Annotated in this window: 13 protein-coding genes; 5 read left to right on the plus strand and 8 right to left on the minus strand. The window is 72.4% G+C overall.

The genetic code is table 11. From position 1 onward, the window contains the following. Positions 1 to 29 precede the first annotated feature (29 nt). Complete coding sequence (locus tag ACFYPM_RS17415) at positions 30 to 1,367, minus strand: low temperature requirement protein A (protein WP_387197489.1); 1,338 nt, start codon at positions 1,365 to 1,367, stop codon at positions 30 to 32. A gap of 214 nt (positions 1,368 to 1,581) precedes the next feature. Here ACFYPM_RS17415 and ACFYPM_RS17420 point away from each other — a divergent pair, with 214 nt between their 5' ends. Continuing rightward, positions 1,582 to 2,517, plus strand: a complete 936-nt coding sequence (locus tag ACFYPM_RS17420) for an SDR family NAD(P)-dependent oxidoreductase (protein ID WP_387197492.1) — start codon at positions 1,582 to 1,584, stop codon at positions 2,515 to 2,517. A gap of 64 nt (positions 2,518 to 2,581) precedes the next feature. Here ACFYPM_RS17420 and sucB read toward each other — a convergent pair whose 3' ends face one another. Then, positions 2,582 to 4,420 carry a 2-oxoglutarate dehydrogenase, E2 component, dihydrolipoamide succinyltransferase gene (gene sucB / locus ACFYPM_RS17425; protein ID WP_387197495.1) on the minus strand — a complete coding sequence of 613 codons (1,839 nt, stop codon included), beginning with the start codon at positions 4,418 to 4,420 and terminating at the stop codon, positions 2,582 to 2,584. Positions 4,421 to 4,488: 68 nt separating this feature from the next. Then, positions 4,489 to 5,919 (minus strand): dihydrolipoyl dehydrogenase, encoded by a 1,431-nt coding sequence (gene lpdA, locus ACFYPM_RS17430; protein WP_387197498.1) that lies wholly within the window; start codon positions 5,917 to 5,919, stop codon positions 4,489 to 4,491. Between the two features lie 140 nt (positions 5,920 to 6,059). Here lpdA and ACFYPM_RS17435 point away from each other — a divergent pair, with 140 nt between their 5' ends. Then, positions 6,060 to 6,386 (plus strand): hypothetical protein, encoded by a 327-nt coding sequence (locus tag ACFYPM_RS17435; protein WP_357245075.1) that lies wholly within the window; start codon positions 6,060 to 6,062, stop codon positions 6,384 to 6,386. 146 nt (positions 6,387 to 6,532) lie between these two features. Here the strand turns inward: ACFYPM_RS17435 and ACFYPM_RS17440 are convergent, their stop codons facing one another. Then, positions 6,533 to 8,107, minus strand: coding sequence for a leucyl aminopeptidase (locus ACFYPM_RS17440; RefSeq protein ID WP_387197501.1), 1,575 nt, complete (start codon positions 8,105 to 8,107; stop codon positions 6,533 to 6,535). Between the two features lie 162 nt (positions 8,108 to 8,269). On the opposite strand from ACFYPM_RS17440, the gene gcvT reads away from it, so the two are divergent. Then, positions 8,270 to 9,400, plus strand: a complete 1,131-nt coding sequence (gene gcvT, locus ACFYPM_RS17445) for a glycine cleavage system aminomethyltransferase GcvT (protein WP_387197504.1) — start codon at positions 8,270 to 8,272, stop codon at positions 9,398 to 9,400. A gap of 104 nt (positions 9,401 to 9,504) precedes the next feature. Here the strand turns inward: gcvT and ACFYPM_RS17450 are convergent, their stop codons facing one another. From ACFYPM_RS17450 to ACFYPM_RS17460, 3 genes are all read right to left on the minus strand, one after another. Continuing rightward, positions 9,505 to 10,800 carry a DUF2314 domain-containing protein gene (locus ACFYPM_RS17450; RefSeq protein WP_387197508.1) on the minus strand — a complete coding sequence of 432 codons (1,296 nt, stop codon included), beginning with the start codon at positions 10,798 to 10,800 and terminating at the stop codon, positions 9,505 to 9,507. 66 nt (positions 10,801 to 10,866) lie between these two features. After that, the gene (locus ACFYPM_RS17455) at positions 10,867 to 11,640 is read right to left on the minus strand and encodes an adenosylcobinamide-GDP ribazoletransferase (RefSeq protein WP_387197511.1); all 774 of its coding nucleotides are present in this window, start codon (positions 11,638 to 11,640) and stop codon (positions 10,867 to 10,869) included. Next, positions 11,630 to 13,609 (minus strand): bifunctional adenosylcobinamide kinase/adenosylcobinamide-phosphate guanylyltransferase, encoded by a 1,980-nt coding sequence (locus ACFYPM_RS17460; protein ID WP_387197514.1) that lies wholly within the window; start codon positions 13,607 to 13,609, stop codon positions 11,630 to 11,632. The genes ACFYPM_RS17455 and ACFYPM_RS17460 overlap by 11 nt, the downstream gene beginning before the upstream one ends. 328 nt (positions 13,610 to 13,937) lie before the next feature. Here ACFYPM_RS17460 and ACFYPM_RS17465 point away from each other — a divergent pair, with 328 nt between their 5' ends. Together ACFYPM_RS17465 and ACFYPM_RS17470 are read left to right on the plus strand one after the other, a co-directional pair. Beyond that, positions 13,938 to 14,138: a hypothetical protein gene (locus ACFYPM_RS17465; RefSeq protein ID WP_357010793.1), complete on the plus strand. Its 201-nt coding sequence runs from the start codon at positions 13,938 to 13,940 to the stop codon at positions 14,136 to 14,138. Further along, complete coding sequence (locus tag ACFYPM_RS17470; RefSeq protein ID WP_387197517.1) at positions 14,138 to 14,938, plus strand: site-2 protease family protein; 801 nt, start codon at positions 14,138 to 14,140, stop codon at positions 14,936 to 14,938. The genes ACFYPM_RS17465 and ACFYPM_RS17470 overlap by 1 nt, the downstream gene beginning before the upstream one ends. Before the next feature lie 89 nt (positions 14,939 to 15,027). Here ACFYPM_RS17470 and ACFYPM_RS17475 read toward each other — a convergent pair whose 3' ends face one another. Then, a complete protein-coding gene (locus ACFYPM_RS17475) occupies positions 15,028 to 16,026 on the minus strand; it encodes an aldo/keto reductase family protein (RefSeq protein WP_387197520.1) in 999 nt (332 codons plus the stop codon). Positions 16,027 to 16,031 lie beyond the last annotated feature (5 nt).

The raw sequence follows: 16,031 nt of genomic DNA on the forward strand, positions 1-16,031 counted from the left end.
ACGCTGCGCCGGGGTCTGTCCCGAACCGATCACGGGGTGGTGGGCTCGTCGGTCTCCCGGACGTCGTGCCAGCGGGCACGCCAGGCGGCCTCGTGGGCCTCGTGGGTGGTGCGCTCCTGGAAGACGGCGGCCCGCAACGCGTGCCGGGAGTCCGACATCACCATCACCTCGACGGCCACCAGCGCCACGCAGATCACTGTCGCGAGGGTGAGTGCCCCCAGCGCCGGCAGGTGCTGCCCGACCGGCAGGGCCGCCGTCAGCACCACGATGACGCCGACCCGGGTCCAGGTGACGGTGTGCAGCGTCCGCAGTTGGAACAGCATGTTGACGGCGAAGTAGCAGACCAGCCCGCCGAACAGCATCGGCACGGCCGGTCCCTCGACCCGCTCGGCGATCCCGCCGGCCGGGTCGGTGATCTTGTGCAGGACCTCCTCGTTGCCGATCGAGAACAGGATCACCCCGGCGATCATCGGCAGGTAGAGGTACGCGTAGGCGTCGCGGGCCATGGCCACCCGGGGGCCGCCCTCCGCCGCGTGCAGGGCGATCCGGGCGGCCGGCCCGACGAAGTCGAAGTGCGCCCACCAGAGGGCGGCCGTGATCACGATGCCCAGTGCCGCGGCCGCCACCGCCGGCCAGGTCACCGGCTTGCCGAGCAGATTGCCACCCACTCCGGTGGAGATGATGGACTCACCCAGCGCGATGATCAGAATGAGGTCGTAGCGCTCCGTCCAGTGCTCGGCACTCGTCACTCCCCAGCCCCAGGTGCCGACGATGAAGCCGGTGGCGTACTGCACCACCACCACGGAGATCCACAACGCGTCGCGGATCAGCGCGGCCTCGTCCGGCTCGGTGATCCGCGGCGGGATCAACGCGGCGGCCAGCAGCAGCACGATGCTCACCGCCAGCTCCGGGGCGAAGCGGCGCAGTTGCCGCCGCTGCTGCGGGCTGTCCCGCACCACGTGCTGGTAGAGGATCATGTGGACGGCCCGGACCACGACGTAGCTGACGGCCACCAGCATCGGGCCGCCCGCGCTCTCCTTCGGATCGCTGAACGCCTGCGGCAGCGCCAGCGCGAACGCGAACAGGGCCACCATCGCGATCACCATGAGCACCGGCACGTAGCCCTCGCCGAGCCGGACCCGGGTGGCGACCAGGCTGTGCACCACCCAGATCCACCAGAGCACGGCGAGCACCAGAGCGGCGTGCAGCAACTGTCGGCCGGAGATGTTGGCGGCGGTCGCCCGGGTGATGATGAAGAACGAGAAGACGAAGACCAGGTCGAAGAAGACCTCGAACTTGTCCACCCGGGCCCCGGGGGCGATCGGGACGGCAGGACCCAGTTGCCCACCCCGCCGATAGCTGCCCACGGTCCCACTCTGGCAGCGTCCGGCCTGGTCCAAGGCCCGAACAGCAATGGCGGGGCGGTCGAGCGTTACCTCCGGCCCGGGGCGGGAAAACGCCTGGACCGGCAGTCATTCGGCTTCGGAGCGCCGCCTGCCGGGGCGGAGGCCGAATCATGGCCGCCAGCGGCCCCCGGCAGACGGGTCGGCCGGTCCGCCCCAGCCTGGACAAGGATGGATCATGACGACGAATAACCCGATCACCACGTCATTCGCCCATACCTCTACGGCCACGGACGTGATCCGGGGCGTGGACCTCGTCGGCCGGCGGGCTATCGTCACCGGCGGATCGTCCGGCATCGGCGTGGCGACCGCCCGTGCCCTGGCCAGCGCCGGCGCGGAGGTCACCCTGGCCGTCCGCAACCCCGACGCCGGCCACCAGGCCGCCGACGACATCACCGGCACCACCGGCAACGACCGGGTCATGGTCGCGCCACTCGACCTCGCCGACCAGGGATCCGTCGCCGACTTCGTCGCCAACTGGGACGGACCACTGCACATCCTGGTCAACAACGCCGGCATCATGGCCGCGCCCCTGAGCCGGACCCCGCAGGGCTGGGAGATGCAGTTCGCCACCAACCACCTCGGGCACTTCGCGCTCGCCACCGGGCTGCGCCCGTCGCTCGCGGCCGCCGACGGGGCCCGGATCGTCTCGGTCAGCTCCGCCGCCCACCTGCGCTCACCCGTGGTCTTCGAGGACATCCAGTACGACAGGCGGGAGTACGAGCCGTGGCAGGCGTACGGGCAGTCCAAGACGGCAAACGTGCTCTTCGCCGTGGAGGCGAGCCGCCGCTGGGGCGACGACGGCATCATGGCCAACTCGCTGATGCCCGGCGCGATCCGGACCAATCTCCAGCGCTACGTGAGCGAGGAGGAGCTGAACCGGTTGCGCGCCGGGAACGCGGCGGCCTGGAAGACCGTCGAGCAGGGTGCCGCCACCTCGGTGCTGGTCGCCGCGTCGCCGCTGCTCGACGGTGTGGGTGGGCGCTACTTCGAGGATTGTCAGGAGGCCGCCCCCGCCACGCCCGGCGGTCGGACGGGCGTCGCGGAGTACGCGTTGGACCCGCAGGCCGCCGAGCGGCTCTGGAAGGTCTCGACCGATCTGCTCAAGAGCTGAGGAGCGCAGACGGAAGGGCGCCCCGGTCGATGACCGGGGCGCCCTTCTCGGCGTTGTCGCTGGATCAGGACAGGCCCAGCTCCGCCTCGAAGTTGCCGGCCTCCAGCCGCTCCTTGATCGCGCTCAGGAAGCGGGCCGCGTCGGCACCGTCGATCAGCCGGTGGTCGTAGGACATGGCCAGGTAGACCATCGACCGGACCGCGACGACCTCGCCCAGGTCCGGGTCGTTGACCACGACCGGCCGCTTGACCACGGCACCCGTGCCGAGCATCGCCGACTGCGGCGTCGGCACGATCGGGGTGTCGAAGAGCGCGCCCCGGCTGCCCGTGTTGGTAAGCGTGAAGGTCGCCCCGGCCAGCTCGTCCGGGCTGACCTTGTTGGTCCGGGTCCGCTCGGCCAGATCCGCGACCCGCTTGGCGATGCCGCCGAGGTTGAGGTCACCGGCATCGTGGATGACCGGCACCACGAGGCCCCGCTCGGTGTCCACGGCGATGCCGAGGTGCTCCGCCGCCGGGTAGGTGATCGTGCCGCCGTCCAGGTCGAGCTGGGCGTTGACGATCGGGTACGTCTGCAACGCCTCGACGGCGGCGAGAGCGAAGAACGGCAGGAAGGACAGCTTCACGCCGTGCCGCTGCACGAACGAGTCCTTCGCCTGCGCCCGCAACTTGGCGATCCGGGTGACGTCCACCTCGACCACCGTGGTGAGCTGCGCCATCTCGTGCAGCGACTCGTGCATCCGCTTGGCGATCGCCTTACGGATGCGGGGGAGCTTCTCGGTGGTGCCCCGCTTGCCGCTCGGCTGCGGCTTCGCGGCCGGCCTGGCCGGGGCGGCCGACGGTGCGGCGGCCGGCTGCGCGGCGGCGGGAGCGGCCTTGGCGGCCTTTGCCTTCTCGGCCGCGTCGAGGACGTCCTGCTTGCGGATCCGGCCACCCACGCCGGTGCCGTTGAGCGAGGACAGGTCGACACCGTGCTCGCTGGCGAGCTTGCGCACCAGCGGAGTGACATAGCCGGCTGCCTCTTCGCCACCACCCTGTGCGGGGGCGGACGGGCGCGGCGGCGTCGACGTCGGCGCGGCAGGCTGCGAAGCCTGCTCGGTCTTCGCCGGCTGCGCCGAGCGCTCGGTCTCCGCGGCCGGCTCGCTGTACGAGGCGCCCTGCGTCGGCTCCTCGACCTTCGGCTCCTGCTTCGGCGCGGCCTTCGGGGTCGGCGCCTCCGCCTTCGGCTCGGGCTTCGGCTCGGGCTTCGCCGGTGTGGGGGCCGCGCCGGAAACGCCGATGATCGCCAGGTCGGCGCCGACCGCGGCGGTCTCGTCCTCGGCGACCTTGATCTCCAGCACGGTGCCGGCGACCGGGGACGGGATCTCGGTGTCCACCTTGTCGGTGGAGACCTCCAGCAGCGGCTCGTCGACCTCGATGGTGTCGCCGACCTGCTTGAGCCAGCGCGTGACCGTACCCTCGGTGACGCTCTCACCCAGGGCCGGCATCCTCACCGCGGTGCCCTCGCCCGACGAGGCGGCGGCCGGAGCCGGCGCCTCGGCCGGGGCCTCGTCCTGGGCCACCTCGTCGGCGGTGCCCTCGGCGGCGGCCGTCGGCTCGGTGACCGGCTCGACCGACTCGGCCGGGGCCTGCTCCTGCGGGGCGGCCTCGCCACCGCCGGTCGACTCGCCCTCACCGGCGATGACCGCCAGCTCGCTGCCGACCTCGGCGGTCTCGTCCTCGCCGACCACGATCCGGCTCAGCACGCCCGCCGCGGGCGACGGGATCTCGGTGTCGACCTTGTCGGTCGAGACCTCGAGCAGGGGCTCGTCGACCTCGACGGTGTCGCCCTCCTGCTTGAGCCAGCGCGTGACGGTGCCCTCGGTGACGCTCTCGCCGAGCCGGGGCATGGTGACCGATACCGGCATGTTCTCCAGACTCCTTCATTCCCCTGGGGGGATCTTCGCCCGTCGCCGGACGCCGCGGTTGTGGGTGATCAGGCGTGCGAGTGCAGCGGCTTGCCGGCGAGGGCCAGGTGCGCCTCGCCCAGGGCCTCGTTCTGGGTCGGGTGGGCGTGCACGAGCTGGGCGACCTCGGCCGGGTATGCCTCCCAGTTGTAGATGAGCTGGGCCTCGCCGATCAGCTCACCCACCCGGGCGCCGATCATGTGTACGCCGACCACCGGGCCGTCCTCGACCCGGACCAGCTTCACGAAGCCGGTGGTCTTGAGGATCTGGCTCTTGCCGTTGCCACCCAGGTTGTAGTTGTACGTCTTGACCTTGTCGGCGCCGTACTGCTCCTTGGCCTTCGCCTCGGTCAGACCCACCGACGCCAGCTCCGGGTCGCAGTAGGTGACGCGCGGGATGCCGACCTCGTCGATGACGGCGGGGGTCTGCCCGGCGATCTCCTCGGCCACGAAGATGCCCTGCTGGAAGCCCCGGTGCGCGAGCTGGAGGCCGGGCACGATGTCGCCGACGGCGTAGACGTTCGGCACGCTGGTGCGCAGCCGCTCGTCGGTCAGCACGTAGCCGCGGTCCATCTTCACGCCCTGCTCCTCGTACCCGAGGTTGGCGGTGTTCGGGCCGCGACCGACGGCGACCAGCAGTAGCTCGGCCTCGACGGTCTCGCCGCCGGAGATGGTCAGCTTGACGCCGTTCTCGGTCTTCTCGACCTTCTCGAACGGCTTGCCGACCTTGAAGTTGATCTTCCGCTTGCGGAACGCCCGCTCCAGCGCCTTCGACGACTCCTCGTCCTCGGCGGCGACCAGCCGGGGCAGGGCCTCGACGATCGTCACGTCCACACCGAAGGACTTCCACACGCTGGCGAACTCGACGCCGATCACGCCGCCACCGAGCACGATCACCGACGACGGCACCCGGTCCATCGTGAGGGCGTGGTCGCTGGTGACGATCCGCTCGCCGTCGACCTCCAGACCGGGCAGGCTCTTGGCGTACGAGCCGGAGGCCAGGACGATGTTGCGGCCGGTGTAGCGCTTGCCGTCGACCTCGACCACGTTCTTGCCGACCAGCTTGCCGTGGCCCTCGATGATGGTGATCGCCTTGTTGCTCTTCAACATGCCCTGCAGGCCCTTGTACAGCCGGGCGATCACGCCGTCCTTGTACGCGTTGACCCCGGCCATGTCGATGCCGATCAGCTCGGCCTTCACGCCGAACTGCTCCGACTCGCGGGCCTGGTCGGCGATCTCGGCCGCGTGCAGCAGCGCCTTGGTCGGGATGCAGCCGTTGTGCAGGCAGGTGCCCCCGAGCTTGCCCTTCTCGACAAGTGCGACCTTCAGGCCCAGCTGGACGGCGCGCAGCGCGGTCGCGTAGCCGCCGCTGCCAGCTCCGAGAATGACAATGTCGAAGGTCGCTTCGTTCGGCTCGCTCACGTCCAACTCCCAGGTCGCGTCGCTGCAATGGGGGGTCACAGGGGTGTAACACAGACACACCCCACCTCGGTCATCTTGTCACCACCGGGCACAGGGTGCGTACCGAGGTGCCCAACGACACGTCATCGACACGTACCCTTGGCACCGTTGTCGATGACGCACGGTGGGGGAGAGATCCGTTGGGCTTGTTCCGGCGCCGCAAAAAGGCGGCTGTACCGAGCCATGACCGTGCGGCGAGTCGCGGCGACCTGGACCATTTGGAGAACTTCATCCGGAGTCGGCGCGGCGTCGAGGCGTTCATCGAGCCCCGGACGACGGTGACCGAGACCACTGTCATCCTGATCGCCGACGACGGGGAGTGGACCCGGCGCCGCATCGACGGCCCGGACGGTGCGCGGCGCTTCGCGTACCGGATGGGCATCCCGGTGTACGACGTCCGGCTGATGGGTTACCCGCAGCGGATGCGCGACTTCAACGAGCGGCGTAAACGCCGCCCCGAGCGGTAAGAGGCGGCGTACCCGCCGCCCCGAGCGGTAAGAGGCGGCGTACCCGCCGCCCCGAGCGGTAAGAGGCGGCGTACCCGCCGCCCCGAGCGGTATTGAACGCGACCGGGGCGCCCTCCGGAAGGAGGACGCCCCGGGTCGGCGGATCATCAGCCGTTGGCGGCGACGTCCTCGACGAGCTGCACCAGCGTGCGGACCGGGACGCCGGTGCCGCCCTTGGTCCAGTAGCCGGTCGCCTCACCGGAGTGGTAGCTCGGCCCGGCGATGTCGATGTGCGCCCAGGCCACGCCGTCGGCCACGAACTCGCGCAGGAACACCCCGCCCTGCAACATGTGACCGGCCCGGTCCATCCCGGCGTTGACCTGCGAGATGTCCGCCACGTCGGACTCCATGCCCTTGCGCACGTCGTCGGGCAGCGGCATCGGCCAGGCCGGCTCGCCGACCGCGTCGCCGACCACCTGAACCCGCTCGCACAGCTCCGGGGTCCCCATCACGCCCGCCACCCGCTTGCCCAGCGCGACCACCTGACCGCCGGTCAGGGTGGAGGTCTCGAACAGGTAGTCGGTGCCGTCCGCGCAGGCGCGGGCCATGGCGTCGCCCAGCACCATCCGACCCTCGGCGTCGGTGTTGAGCACCTCGACCCGCTTGCCGTTGAACATGGTGATCACGTCACCCGGCCGGTAACTGGTGCCCGAGGGCATGTTCTCCGCCATCGGCAGGTAGGCGCTGACCGCCACCGCCGGCTTCAGCGCGGCGATCGCCAGCATGGCCGCGCCCACCGCGGCCGCGCCGCCCATGTCGGACTTCATCTCCCACATGCCCTGCGCCGGCTTGATCGAGATGCCGCCGGTGTCGAAGGTGATCCCCTTGCCGACCAGCGCGACCCGCTTGCCGTTGCCGCCGTCCTGCGGCGTGTAGGTGAGCTTCACCAGCCGCGGCGGGGCCTCCGAGCCCTGACCGACCGCCACGATGCCGCCGTAGCCGCCGGCGGCCAGCTCCGCCTCGTCCAGCACCTCGACGCCGAGGCCCGCGTCCCGGGCGGCACCGGCGACCGCGTCGGCGAACGACGGCGGACGCAGCTCGTTCGGGGCGGTGTTGACCCAGTCCCGGGTGAGCCGGACCGCACTCGCCACCACCTGTGCCCGGGTGACCTCCGCCTGCGCGCCCGCGTCGCCCGCGTCCGGCACCGCGATGAGCACCTCGGTCACCGGCTCGCGCCGGGTCGGCTGCGGCCGGGTCTTGTAACCGGCGAACCGGTAGCCACCGAGCAGCGCGCCCTCGGCGACCGCGCGCAGCTCGGCCGACGCGTCCGTGTCGTCCGGCAGCGGCATCGCCAGCGCGACCCTGGGCGCTCCCGCCAGGGCCCGGATCGCCGAACCGGCGGCCCGGCGCAGCGTCTCCGGAGCCGGGGCGGCACCCGACGGCTCCGGGCCGAGCCCCACCGCGGCGACCAGTGGAGCGGTCACGGTGCCCAGCGTGGCCAGCTTGATGACCTCACCCGGCCCACCGGTCGCGCCGAGCAGCGCCAGCGTCTCGGTCAGCTTCCCGTCGAACGCGGCGGCGAGGCTCTCCGCGCCGCTGGCGAGCAGCAGGGTGCCGGCGAGGCCGCTGGTGGCGCCCTGCTCTCCGGTCTGGCTGTGCACGCCGATCACGATCGCGTCGACGGCGAGCTCGGCCGGGTCGGTGTCGACCAGGCTCAGGTTGGTCGTGCGGGGTGATGTCACTGAAGCTACTCCGGGCGGGCCGGGCCGGTCGCGACGTCGCGTACCAGCGGTGAAGGTCTCCGGCGGAACGTACCCGCCGAACGTCATGGCTGTCCCGCCGACAGCGCCAGCGGGCTCCCGCCGATGCTAACCAGCGACGTTGCCCCCGGTAAGTTGCCACCCATGACCGACGTGACCTTCGACGCCGCCGCGACCCGGCTGCGCCGTTCCCCGCTGCACGAGCGGCACATCGCCGCCGGCGCCAAGTTCGCCCCCTTCGGGGGCTGGGAGATGCCGCTGGAGTACGCCGGCGGCGGGGTGCTCAAGGAGCACACCGCGGTGCGTACCGGGGTCGGGGTCTTCGACGTGTCGCACCTCGGCAAGGCCCGGGTGAGCGGGCCCGGCGCGGCCGACTTCGTCAACTCCTGCCTCAGCAACGACCTGGGCCGGATCGGTCCCGGCCGGGCGCAGTACACGCTCTGCTGCGACGACGCCACCGGTGGTGTGGTGGACGACATCATCGCCTACCTGTACGCCGACGACCACGTCTTCCTCATCCCCAACGCGGCGAACACCGCCGAGGTGGTGCGCCGGTTGCGCGCCGCCGCGCCCGCGCAGGTCACCGTCACCGACGAGCACGAGGGGTACGCCGTGCTGGCCGTGCAGGGTCCCCGCTCGGCGGAGCTGCTGGGCGCCCTCGACCTGCCCACCGAACACGGCTACATGAGCTTCTCCGCGGCGAGCCTGGCCGGGGTGGAGCTGACCGTCTGCCGCACCGGCTACACCGGCGAGCTGGGGTACGAGCTGGTGGTGCCGGCGGAGCACGCGGTCACCGTCTGGGACGCGCTGTTCGCCGCAGGCGAGGCGTTCGAGTTGCGGGCCTGCGGGCTGGCCGCCCGGGACACGTTGCGTACCGAGATGGGGTATCCGCTGCACGGGCAGGACCTCTCGCTGGACATCACCCCGGTGCAGGCCCGATCGGGCTGGGCCGTCGGTTGGGACAAGCCGGCCTTCTGGGGCCGCGACGCGCTGCTCGCCGAGAAGGCCGCCGGCCCCCGGCGTACGCTGCGCGGCCTGGTCGCCGTCGACCGGGCCATTCCGCGCCCGGGGATGACCCTGCACGTGGGCGACAAGCAGGTGGGCGAGGTGACCAGCGGCACCTTCTCGCCGACCCGCAGGCAGGGCATCGCGCTGGCCCTGCTGGACACGGACGCGAACCTGTCCGAAGGCGACGAGGTCGAGATCGACATCCGCGGCCGCCGAGCCCGCCTGACAGTAACCAAACCCCCCTTCGTAACCCCCTCAGTCCGCTGACCCCACCCACCCCCGCCCCCGGCATCGCCCGGGTGATCAAGAGGTTTGCGTCAGGTTCGGACCGGATTCTGACGCAAACCTCTTGATCAACGAGGGTGGGGCGGTCAGCGGGTTGGGGTTGGGGGTTCGCCGGAGTCCAGGACTGCCTGCGTCCAGCCGCCCTCTATGACGCCTGTCGCATCCAGGATGGCCCAGTCGACAACATCGGTGGCCTGCACCACGACCGGGGCGCCGATCCGCACGCCGGGGTCGGTGCTGGCATCGCTGGCGCTCACGCCGACGATCCGTTCCGGGGTCTCCCACGAGGTCACGCCCGCCCAGACGTACTCCGGACCGTCGTCGCCGGGCAGGCCGTACTTGACCACCAACTGCGACTCGGCGGGCAGCTGACCGGCCACGAACCGGGCCCGCGCCTCGCCCAGCGCCGCCTGCGCGGTGGCGACCGCCCGGCTCATCGCGTCACCGGAGCGGGCGTAGCGCACGTCCGGCTGGATTCCGGAGAACAGGGTGGCGCAGGCGGCGGCGAAGTAGCGCCCGTCCGGACCCCGGTGCCCGGCCGGCGGGCGCAGGCTCAGGAACGAGTCGGCCTCCGGGTCGGTCGCCGGGTCCAGTTCCAGGCGCAGCAGCACCGGGGCCGTGGCGCCGTGCTGCTCCGGATTGCCGTACGCCACCGCGATGTCGTGCCCGGTGACGGTGGCCAGCACCGGCAGTTGCACGAACGCCGGCACCTCCTCGCCGGTGAGCCCGTCGGTCCAGTCCCGCAGCAACCGCCGGGCCGCCCCGGTCATCACCGCACCCCAGGCGCGGGTGAGGTGGTCGGGCACCCCCTGGGTCTGCAACTCCAGCAGCCCGAAGCGGCGCAGTCCCTTGGTGGTGAACCACAGCCCTTCGCTGTCCGAGGAGTAGGGCACCAGCACCCAGTCGACAAGTCGGATGCGGCCCTGCTCGTCGGGGAGGGAGCGCAGCGCGGTCGCCGGGTCGAGGAACTGCAAGCCGAAGACGTCCACGACGTCGCTGTCGACGGATTCCGCCACCGCGGCCGCGACCGCGCGGGCCGCCCACTCGTGCGCGGGCGGCCAACCGGGCCGGTACTCGGCCTGCACGACCACCAGGTGGGTCGCCGCGGCCAGCCGGGCCAACTGCTCCTCGGTGGCGCCGAACGCGGTGAGCAGATCCGGCGGCAGCTCGGGAAAATCGGCGATCGGCCGGGTGTCGACGCTCATCAGCGGGCTGTCCAGCATCTGCCGGGCCAGCCCGTGCACCGGCTCGGCCAGCCGGCCGCTCAGCGCCGCCACCGCGGTCTTCGCGCTGACCTTCGGCAGCCCCGCCATCGGCACCAGGTAGGTCGCGCTGAGCGACTCCGGCACCGGTACGGGCAGGAAGTCGTCCGTGATGAGCATGCTGGGTCCCCCGGTGGCCGTGCCGGTGCTGTCGAGCCGAACGCTACCCGGCCCGCCGCGCCCGGTTCAGGCGGACAGCACCAGACCCAGGTAGACCAGCGTGGTGACCACCTCGACGGTCGCGCCGAGCACGTCGCCGGTGATCCCGCCGAGCCGGCGTACCACGTGGGTCAGCAGCGCGAGCGCGACGGCGAGTGCGGCGACGACGGCCAGCGGCCCCTGCCATGGACGGCCCGGCACCGCGGGCACGGCCAGGATTGCGACGGCGACCGCGCCGACGGCCAGTGCCACCGGACCGACCGTGCCCGCGACCAGCGCGCCGAGGCCGTCCGGTCGGGCGGCCGGCACTCCCCGACGGCACGCCACCGTGACGCCGAACCGCCCGGCGGCGCTCGCCGCGACCACGGCCGCGAGACACGCCGGCCCGGACCGTCCCACCAGGTCGGCCAGCACGGCAGCCTGCACCAGGAGTACGACCACCAGGGCGACGACTCCGAACGGGCCGACGTCCGGCTTCTTCATGATCTCCAGTGCGGCCGCCCCCCGCCGGTACGAGCCGAGCGCGTCCACGGTGTCGGCCAGCCCGTCCAGGTGTAGCCCGCGGGTGAGCAACGCGCCCACGCCGACCGTCACACCCGCGGCCACCAGTGGCGGAGCGAACGCGCCGGTCAGCAGCAGCGCACCCGCCAGCAGGGCGCCGAGCAGCGCGCCGACGGCCGGGGCGAGTGCCATCGCGGTGCCGGCGACCGGGCGGTCGATCCGCCCGGCCCGCACCGGCAGCGTGCTGAACGTGGTGAGCGCCAGCCGGGTTCCCGCGAGGAGCCGCGACTCAGCCGGCACGCCAACCCGACGCCGGCTGCTCGTCCGCCCCGGTGCTGGCCGGGCCTGGACCGGCCGGCTCCGGCTCGGCGAAGTCGGACTCGTCGAGGGTCTCGTCGAGGTGGTCCGGCGCGTCGGCGTCCGGGTTCGGGTCGTCGTCGCCGCCGAGCGACGGGTGGACCGGCAGGGCGGCGGCCAGGGCGAGCACCGAGCGCAGCAGCGGGAGCGCGACAAGGGCGTTCGCGCCCTCGCCGAGATCCATTCGCAGGTCGAGCAGGGGAGTGAGGCCGAGCACGTCGGCGGCGAGCCGCACCGCCGGGTGACCGCCGTGGTCGGCGAGCAGGCACCAGTGCCGGGCCTGTCCGGCCAGATCGCGGCTGACCATGCCGGCGGCCAGCCCGACCGGCCCGTCGAGCAGCACCGGCACCCGGCGGGCGGTGGCGCCGAGCAGCACACCGCTGGCCACGGCCACGTCGCCGCCGCCCAGCTCGGCCAGGATGTCCTTGGCCCCGCGCGACGAGCGGCGGGTGCGGTGCAGCGCGTCGCGGACCGCCGCGCAGCGGACCATCCACGCTGCGTCGTCGATCTCGCCGGAGTCGGTGATGACCCGGCCCAGCACGGCGGGCGGCTCCGCGCCCGCGGTCGCCGCGAGCACCGCCGCGGCCGCCGCCTCGGTGCCGGCTCCGCACGCCCCCAGCACCAGCAGCTGTACGCCGGCGTCGGCGGCCTGCTCGGCGAGCCGCCAGCCGTAGCGCAGCGCGGACTCCACCTGGTCGAGCGAGAGCGCCGGCTGGTCCTCCATCGGGGCGGCGGCGGGAGTGTCCACCACCTGAAGGCTGGCCCCACTCTCGGCGGCGAGTCGCGCCAACGCGCCCCGGCCGGCGCGGGCCTGCGCGGCCCGCCGCGCCGACTCACCGGCGACCGTGCCGGCCGACGCCCCGCCGGCGTGGTCGCCGTGCAGCAGCAACACCCGCACCGACCCCCAGGCCTGGGGGGTGACGGTGCCCTGGGTGGCGGCGGCGAAACCGACCACCCGGTCCAGCACGCCCAGCCCGGCGCCCGGTACGTCCAGCGTGGCCAGTCGGTCCACCGCCTGCGGGCCCGCGTACTCGTCGGGCATCGGCAGCTCCATGCCCGGCTGGATGACCAGCCCGGTGGCCACCATCGGCAGCGCCATGGTCGGGGCCGCCCAGGGGTTGCCGGGCTCCTGGTTCGGCACGACCGGCGGCTTGTGGGTCAGCACGTCGGGCAGCTGCACCTCGGGGGTGGGTTCGGCGTCGGCCAGGCTGCCCGGGATGGCCGGTGCGGTCGCGCTGTTGGTGGCGGTGCTGTTGGCAGCGGCCGGGACGGCGGCGCTGTTGGTGGTGGTGGCCGGGACGGCGGTGCCCCCGAGGGTGGCCGGGACGCTCGCGCTGGCGGGGGCCGCGGGGGCGGTCGCGCTGGCGGCCGGCTTCAGCCAGACCGGCTGGCCGGCGACCACGAGCACCACCGCGTCGCAGGCGTCGGCGACCGCGCGGTTGGCAGCGCCCAACGCGTCGGTGAACGCCCGACCCAGCGGGGTGGTCGGCACCAGCGACAGCCCCACCTCGGGGCTCACCAGCACCACCCGGGCCGAGCAGGTGCGGATCGCCTCGGCCAGCTCGGCGATCGTCGCCACGTCGTCGGCAGGCTGGTAATCCGGGTCGAGCAGCACCGTCACCCAGCCGCCCAGGTCGTCGACGAGCAGCGTCTCGTTGGGCTCGGTGGAGGCGAGCACGTCAGCCAGCCGGCGCGGGTCCTCGGTGGTCTCCTCGGTGGTCCAACTGCCCGGCCGTCGGGCGCGGTGCGCCGCCAGCCGGGTCGCCCACTCGGTGTCCTCCGGGTCGCCCTCGGGCGCGGTGGCGACGTAACGGACCACCGGTGCGTCGGTGACCAGGGACTCGGCGAACTCGGACTTGCCAGACCGGATACCGCCGAGCACCAGGACCGTGTTCCACCCGTCTACGGACATGCCCGTACCTTAGTTCGCCTCGTCCGAGTCCGGGCACGTCGCCCCAGCCCTAGCGAAGGTCGAAAACCCGCCCCGCCTCCCGCCCCGCCTCCCGCCCCGCCTCCCGCCCCGCCTCCCGCCCCGCCGATCTTGCAGTTTCTGTCGCCGGGATGCGTGGAATGCCTCCTATGTCGCGGCAGAAAGCGCAAGATCGCGGAGGGTCGCGGTGGTTCGACGTCGCTGGCGGGATGATCTGGCCCGGGGCGAGCGAGCGGCCGTCACGCGCCGGGCCGACTACGCTTGCGAGGGTTCGTCCCACGGGGACATCAGCGGCGAGGGGAGACGCGGCATGGCGTGGAGCTGGCGGTACGAGGGCACGGACGGCCAGACGGTCGAGGGACCGGCGGAGTCGTTCAGCAGCCAGGCCGACGCCGAATCCTGGATCGGTCAGACCTGGCGGGAGCTCGCGGCGTCCGGCGTCACCTCGGTCGCACTCGTGGAGGACGACCGGGTGGACTACCGGATGAGCCTGCTGCCCACGGCCGAGTGATGGCCTACGACCGGCCGGGCACCGACGGGCTGGTGCTCGGCGTGCCCAAGGCGGCGTTTCGGCCCAGCCCGGTCTTCCTCGGCCTGGTCGCTCTCTTCGCGGTGAGCGGGGTGCTGGCCTGGAACGAGTACGGCAACGCCCGATTCAACGTGTTCCTGTTCGTGGTGTCCGGCTGGCTGGTCTCGCTGTGCCTGCACGAGTACGCCCACGCGGTGGTCGCCTACCGGGCCGGCGACCGGGACATCGCCCACCGGGGCTACCTGACGCTCAACCCGTTGAAGTACACCCATCCGCTGCTGTCGATCGTGCTGCCGGTGGTGGTGCTGCTGCTCGGCGGCATCGGTCTGCCCGGCGGCGCGGTCTGGGTGGACCGGCACGCCATCCCGGGTCGACTGCGGCACACCCTGGTCAGCCTCGCCGGCCCGGCGACGAACGTGGTGTTCGCGCTGGTGTTGGTGGCGGTGCTGCGGATCGGCACCGAGTCGGCGGGCGGCCCGGTGGAGTTCTGGGCCGGCGTGGCCCTGCTCGCCTTCCTGCAACTCACCGCCAGCGTGCTCAACCTGCTGCCGGTGCCGGGCCTGGACGGCGGCAACATGATCCAGCCGTGGCTCAACCCGCAGTGGCGCAAGATGTACGACCTGTTCGCCCCGTACGGCTTCCTGCTGCTCTTCGCGCTGTTGTGGAACCCGCGCATCGGTGGCTGGTTCTTCGACGCGGTCTTCGCGATCGGCGACGCCCTGGGTCTGCCGTCCTGGCTCTACGCCACCGGCCTCGACCTGATCCGCTTCTGGCAGGGCTGACCGGGCACGGGCTGAGCTGACCGGGCACGGGCTGAGCTGATCCGGTCCGGCCGGCGCGACCATCTCGCGCCGGCCGGACCGCAGCGGCGTCAGGGACGCTGTGCGGGGGACTCGGTCTTCGCCGGGTCCCGTTCGGTGACCGGCTCGACGATCTCGTCGATGGCCTTGAGCAGCCCGGCGTCGAGCTTCACCCCGGCCGCCTTGACGTTGTCGTGCACCTGCTCGGGGCGGGACGCGCCGATGATCGCCGACGAGACGTTCGGGTTCTGCAGGACCCACGCCACGGCGAGTTGGGCCATGCTGAGCCCGGCCTGCTCCGCGAGGGGCTTGAGCTGCTGGACCCGGGTGAGCACGTCGTCGTTCATGAACCGGGAGATGAAGTTCGCACCCGACTTCTCGTCGGTGGCCCGGGAACCGGCCGGCGGCGGCTGCCCCGGCAGGTACTTGCCGGAGAGCACGCCCTGGGCCATCGGTGACCAGACGATCTGGCCGATGCCCAGCTCCTCGCTGGCCGGCACGACGTCGGTCTCGATGACCCGCCACAGCATCGAGTACTGCGGCTGGTTGGAGACCAGCGGGATGTGCAGCTCACGGGCGAGCGGGTGGGCCGCGCGCAGTTGCTCGGCGGTCCACTCGGAGACGCCGATGTAGTGCGCCTTGCCGGAGTGCACGACGTCGGCGAACGCCTCCATCGTCTCTTCCAGCGGGGTGCTGTAGTCGTACCGGTGGGCCTGGTAGAGGTCCACGTAGTCGGTGCGCAGCCGGCGCAGCGAGCCGTTGATCGACTCCATGATGTGCTTGCGGGACAGGCCCCGGTCGTTGCGGCCCGGCCCGGTCGGCCAGTAGACCTTGGTGAAGATCTCCAGGCCCTCGCGACGCTCGTTCTGCAACGCCCGGCCGAGCACGTCCTCGGCCCGGGTGCCGGCGTACACGTCGGCGGTGTCGAAGGTGGTGATCCCCGCGTCGAGGGCGGCCCGGACGCAGGCGAACGCCCCGTCCTCCTCGACCTGTGAACCGTGGGTGATCCAGTTGCCGTACGAGATTTCACTGACCAGCAGGCCTGAACGGCCCAGGTGTCGGAATTCCATGTACC

It is taken from the genome of Micromonospora sp. NPDC005203 (assembly GCF_042872705.1).
Taxonomy (GTDB): domain Bacteria; phylum Actinomycetota; class Actinomycetes; order Mycobacteriales; family Micromonosporaceae; genus Micromonospora.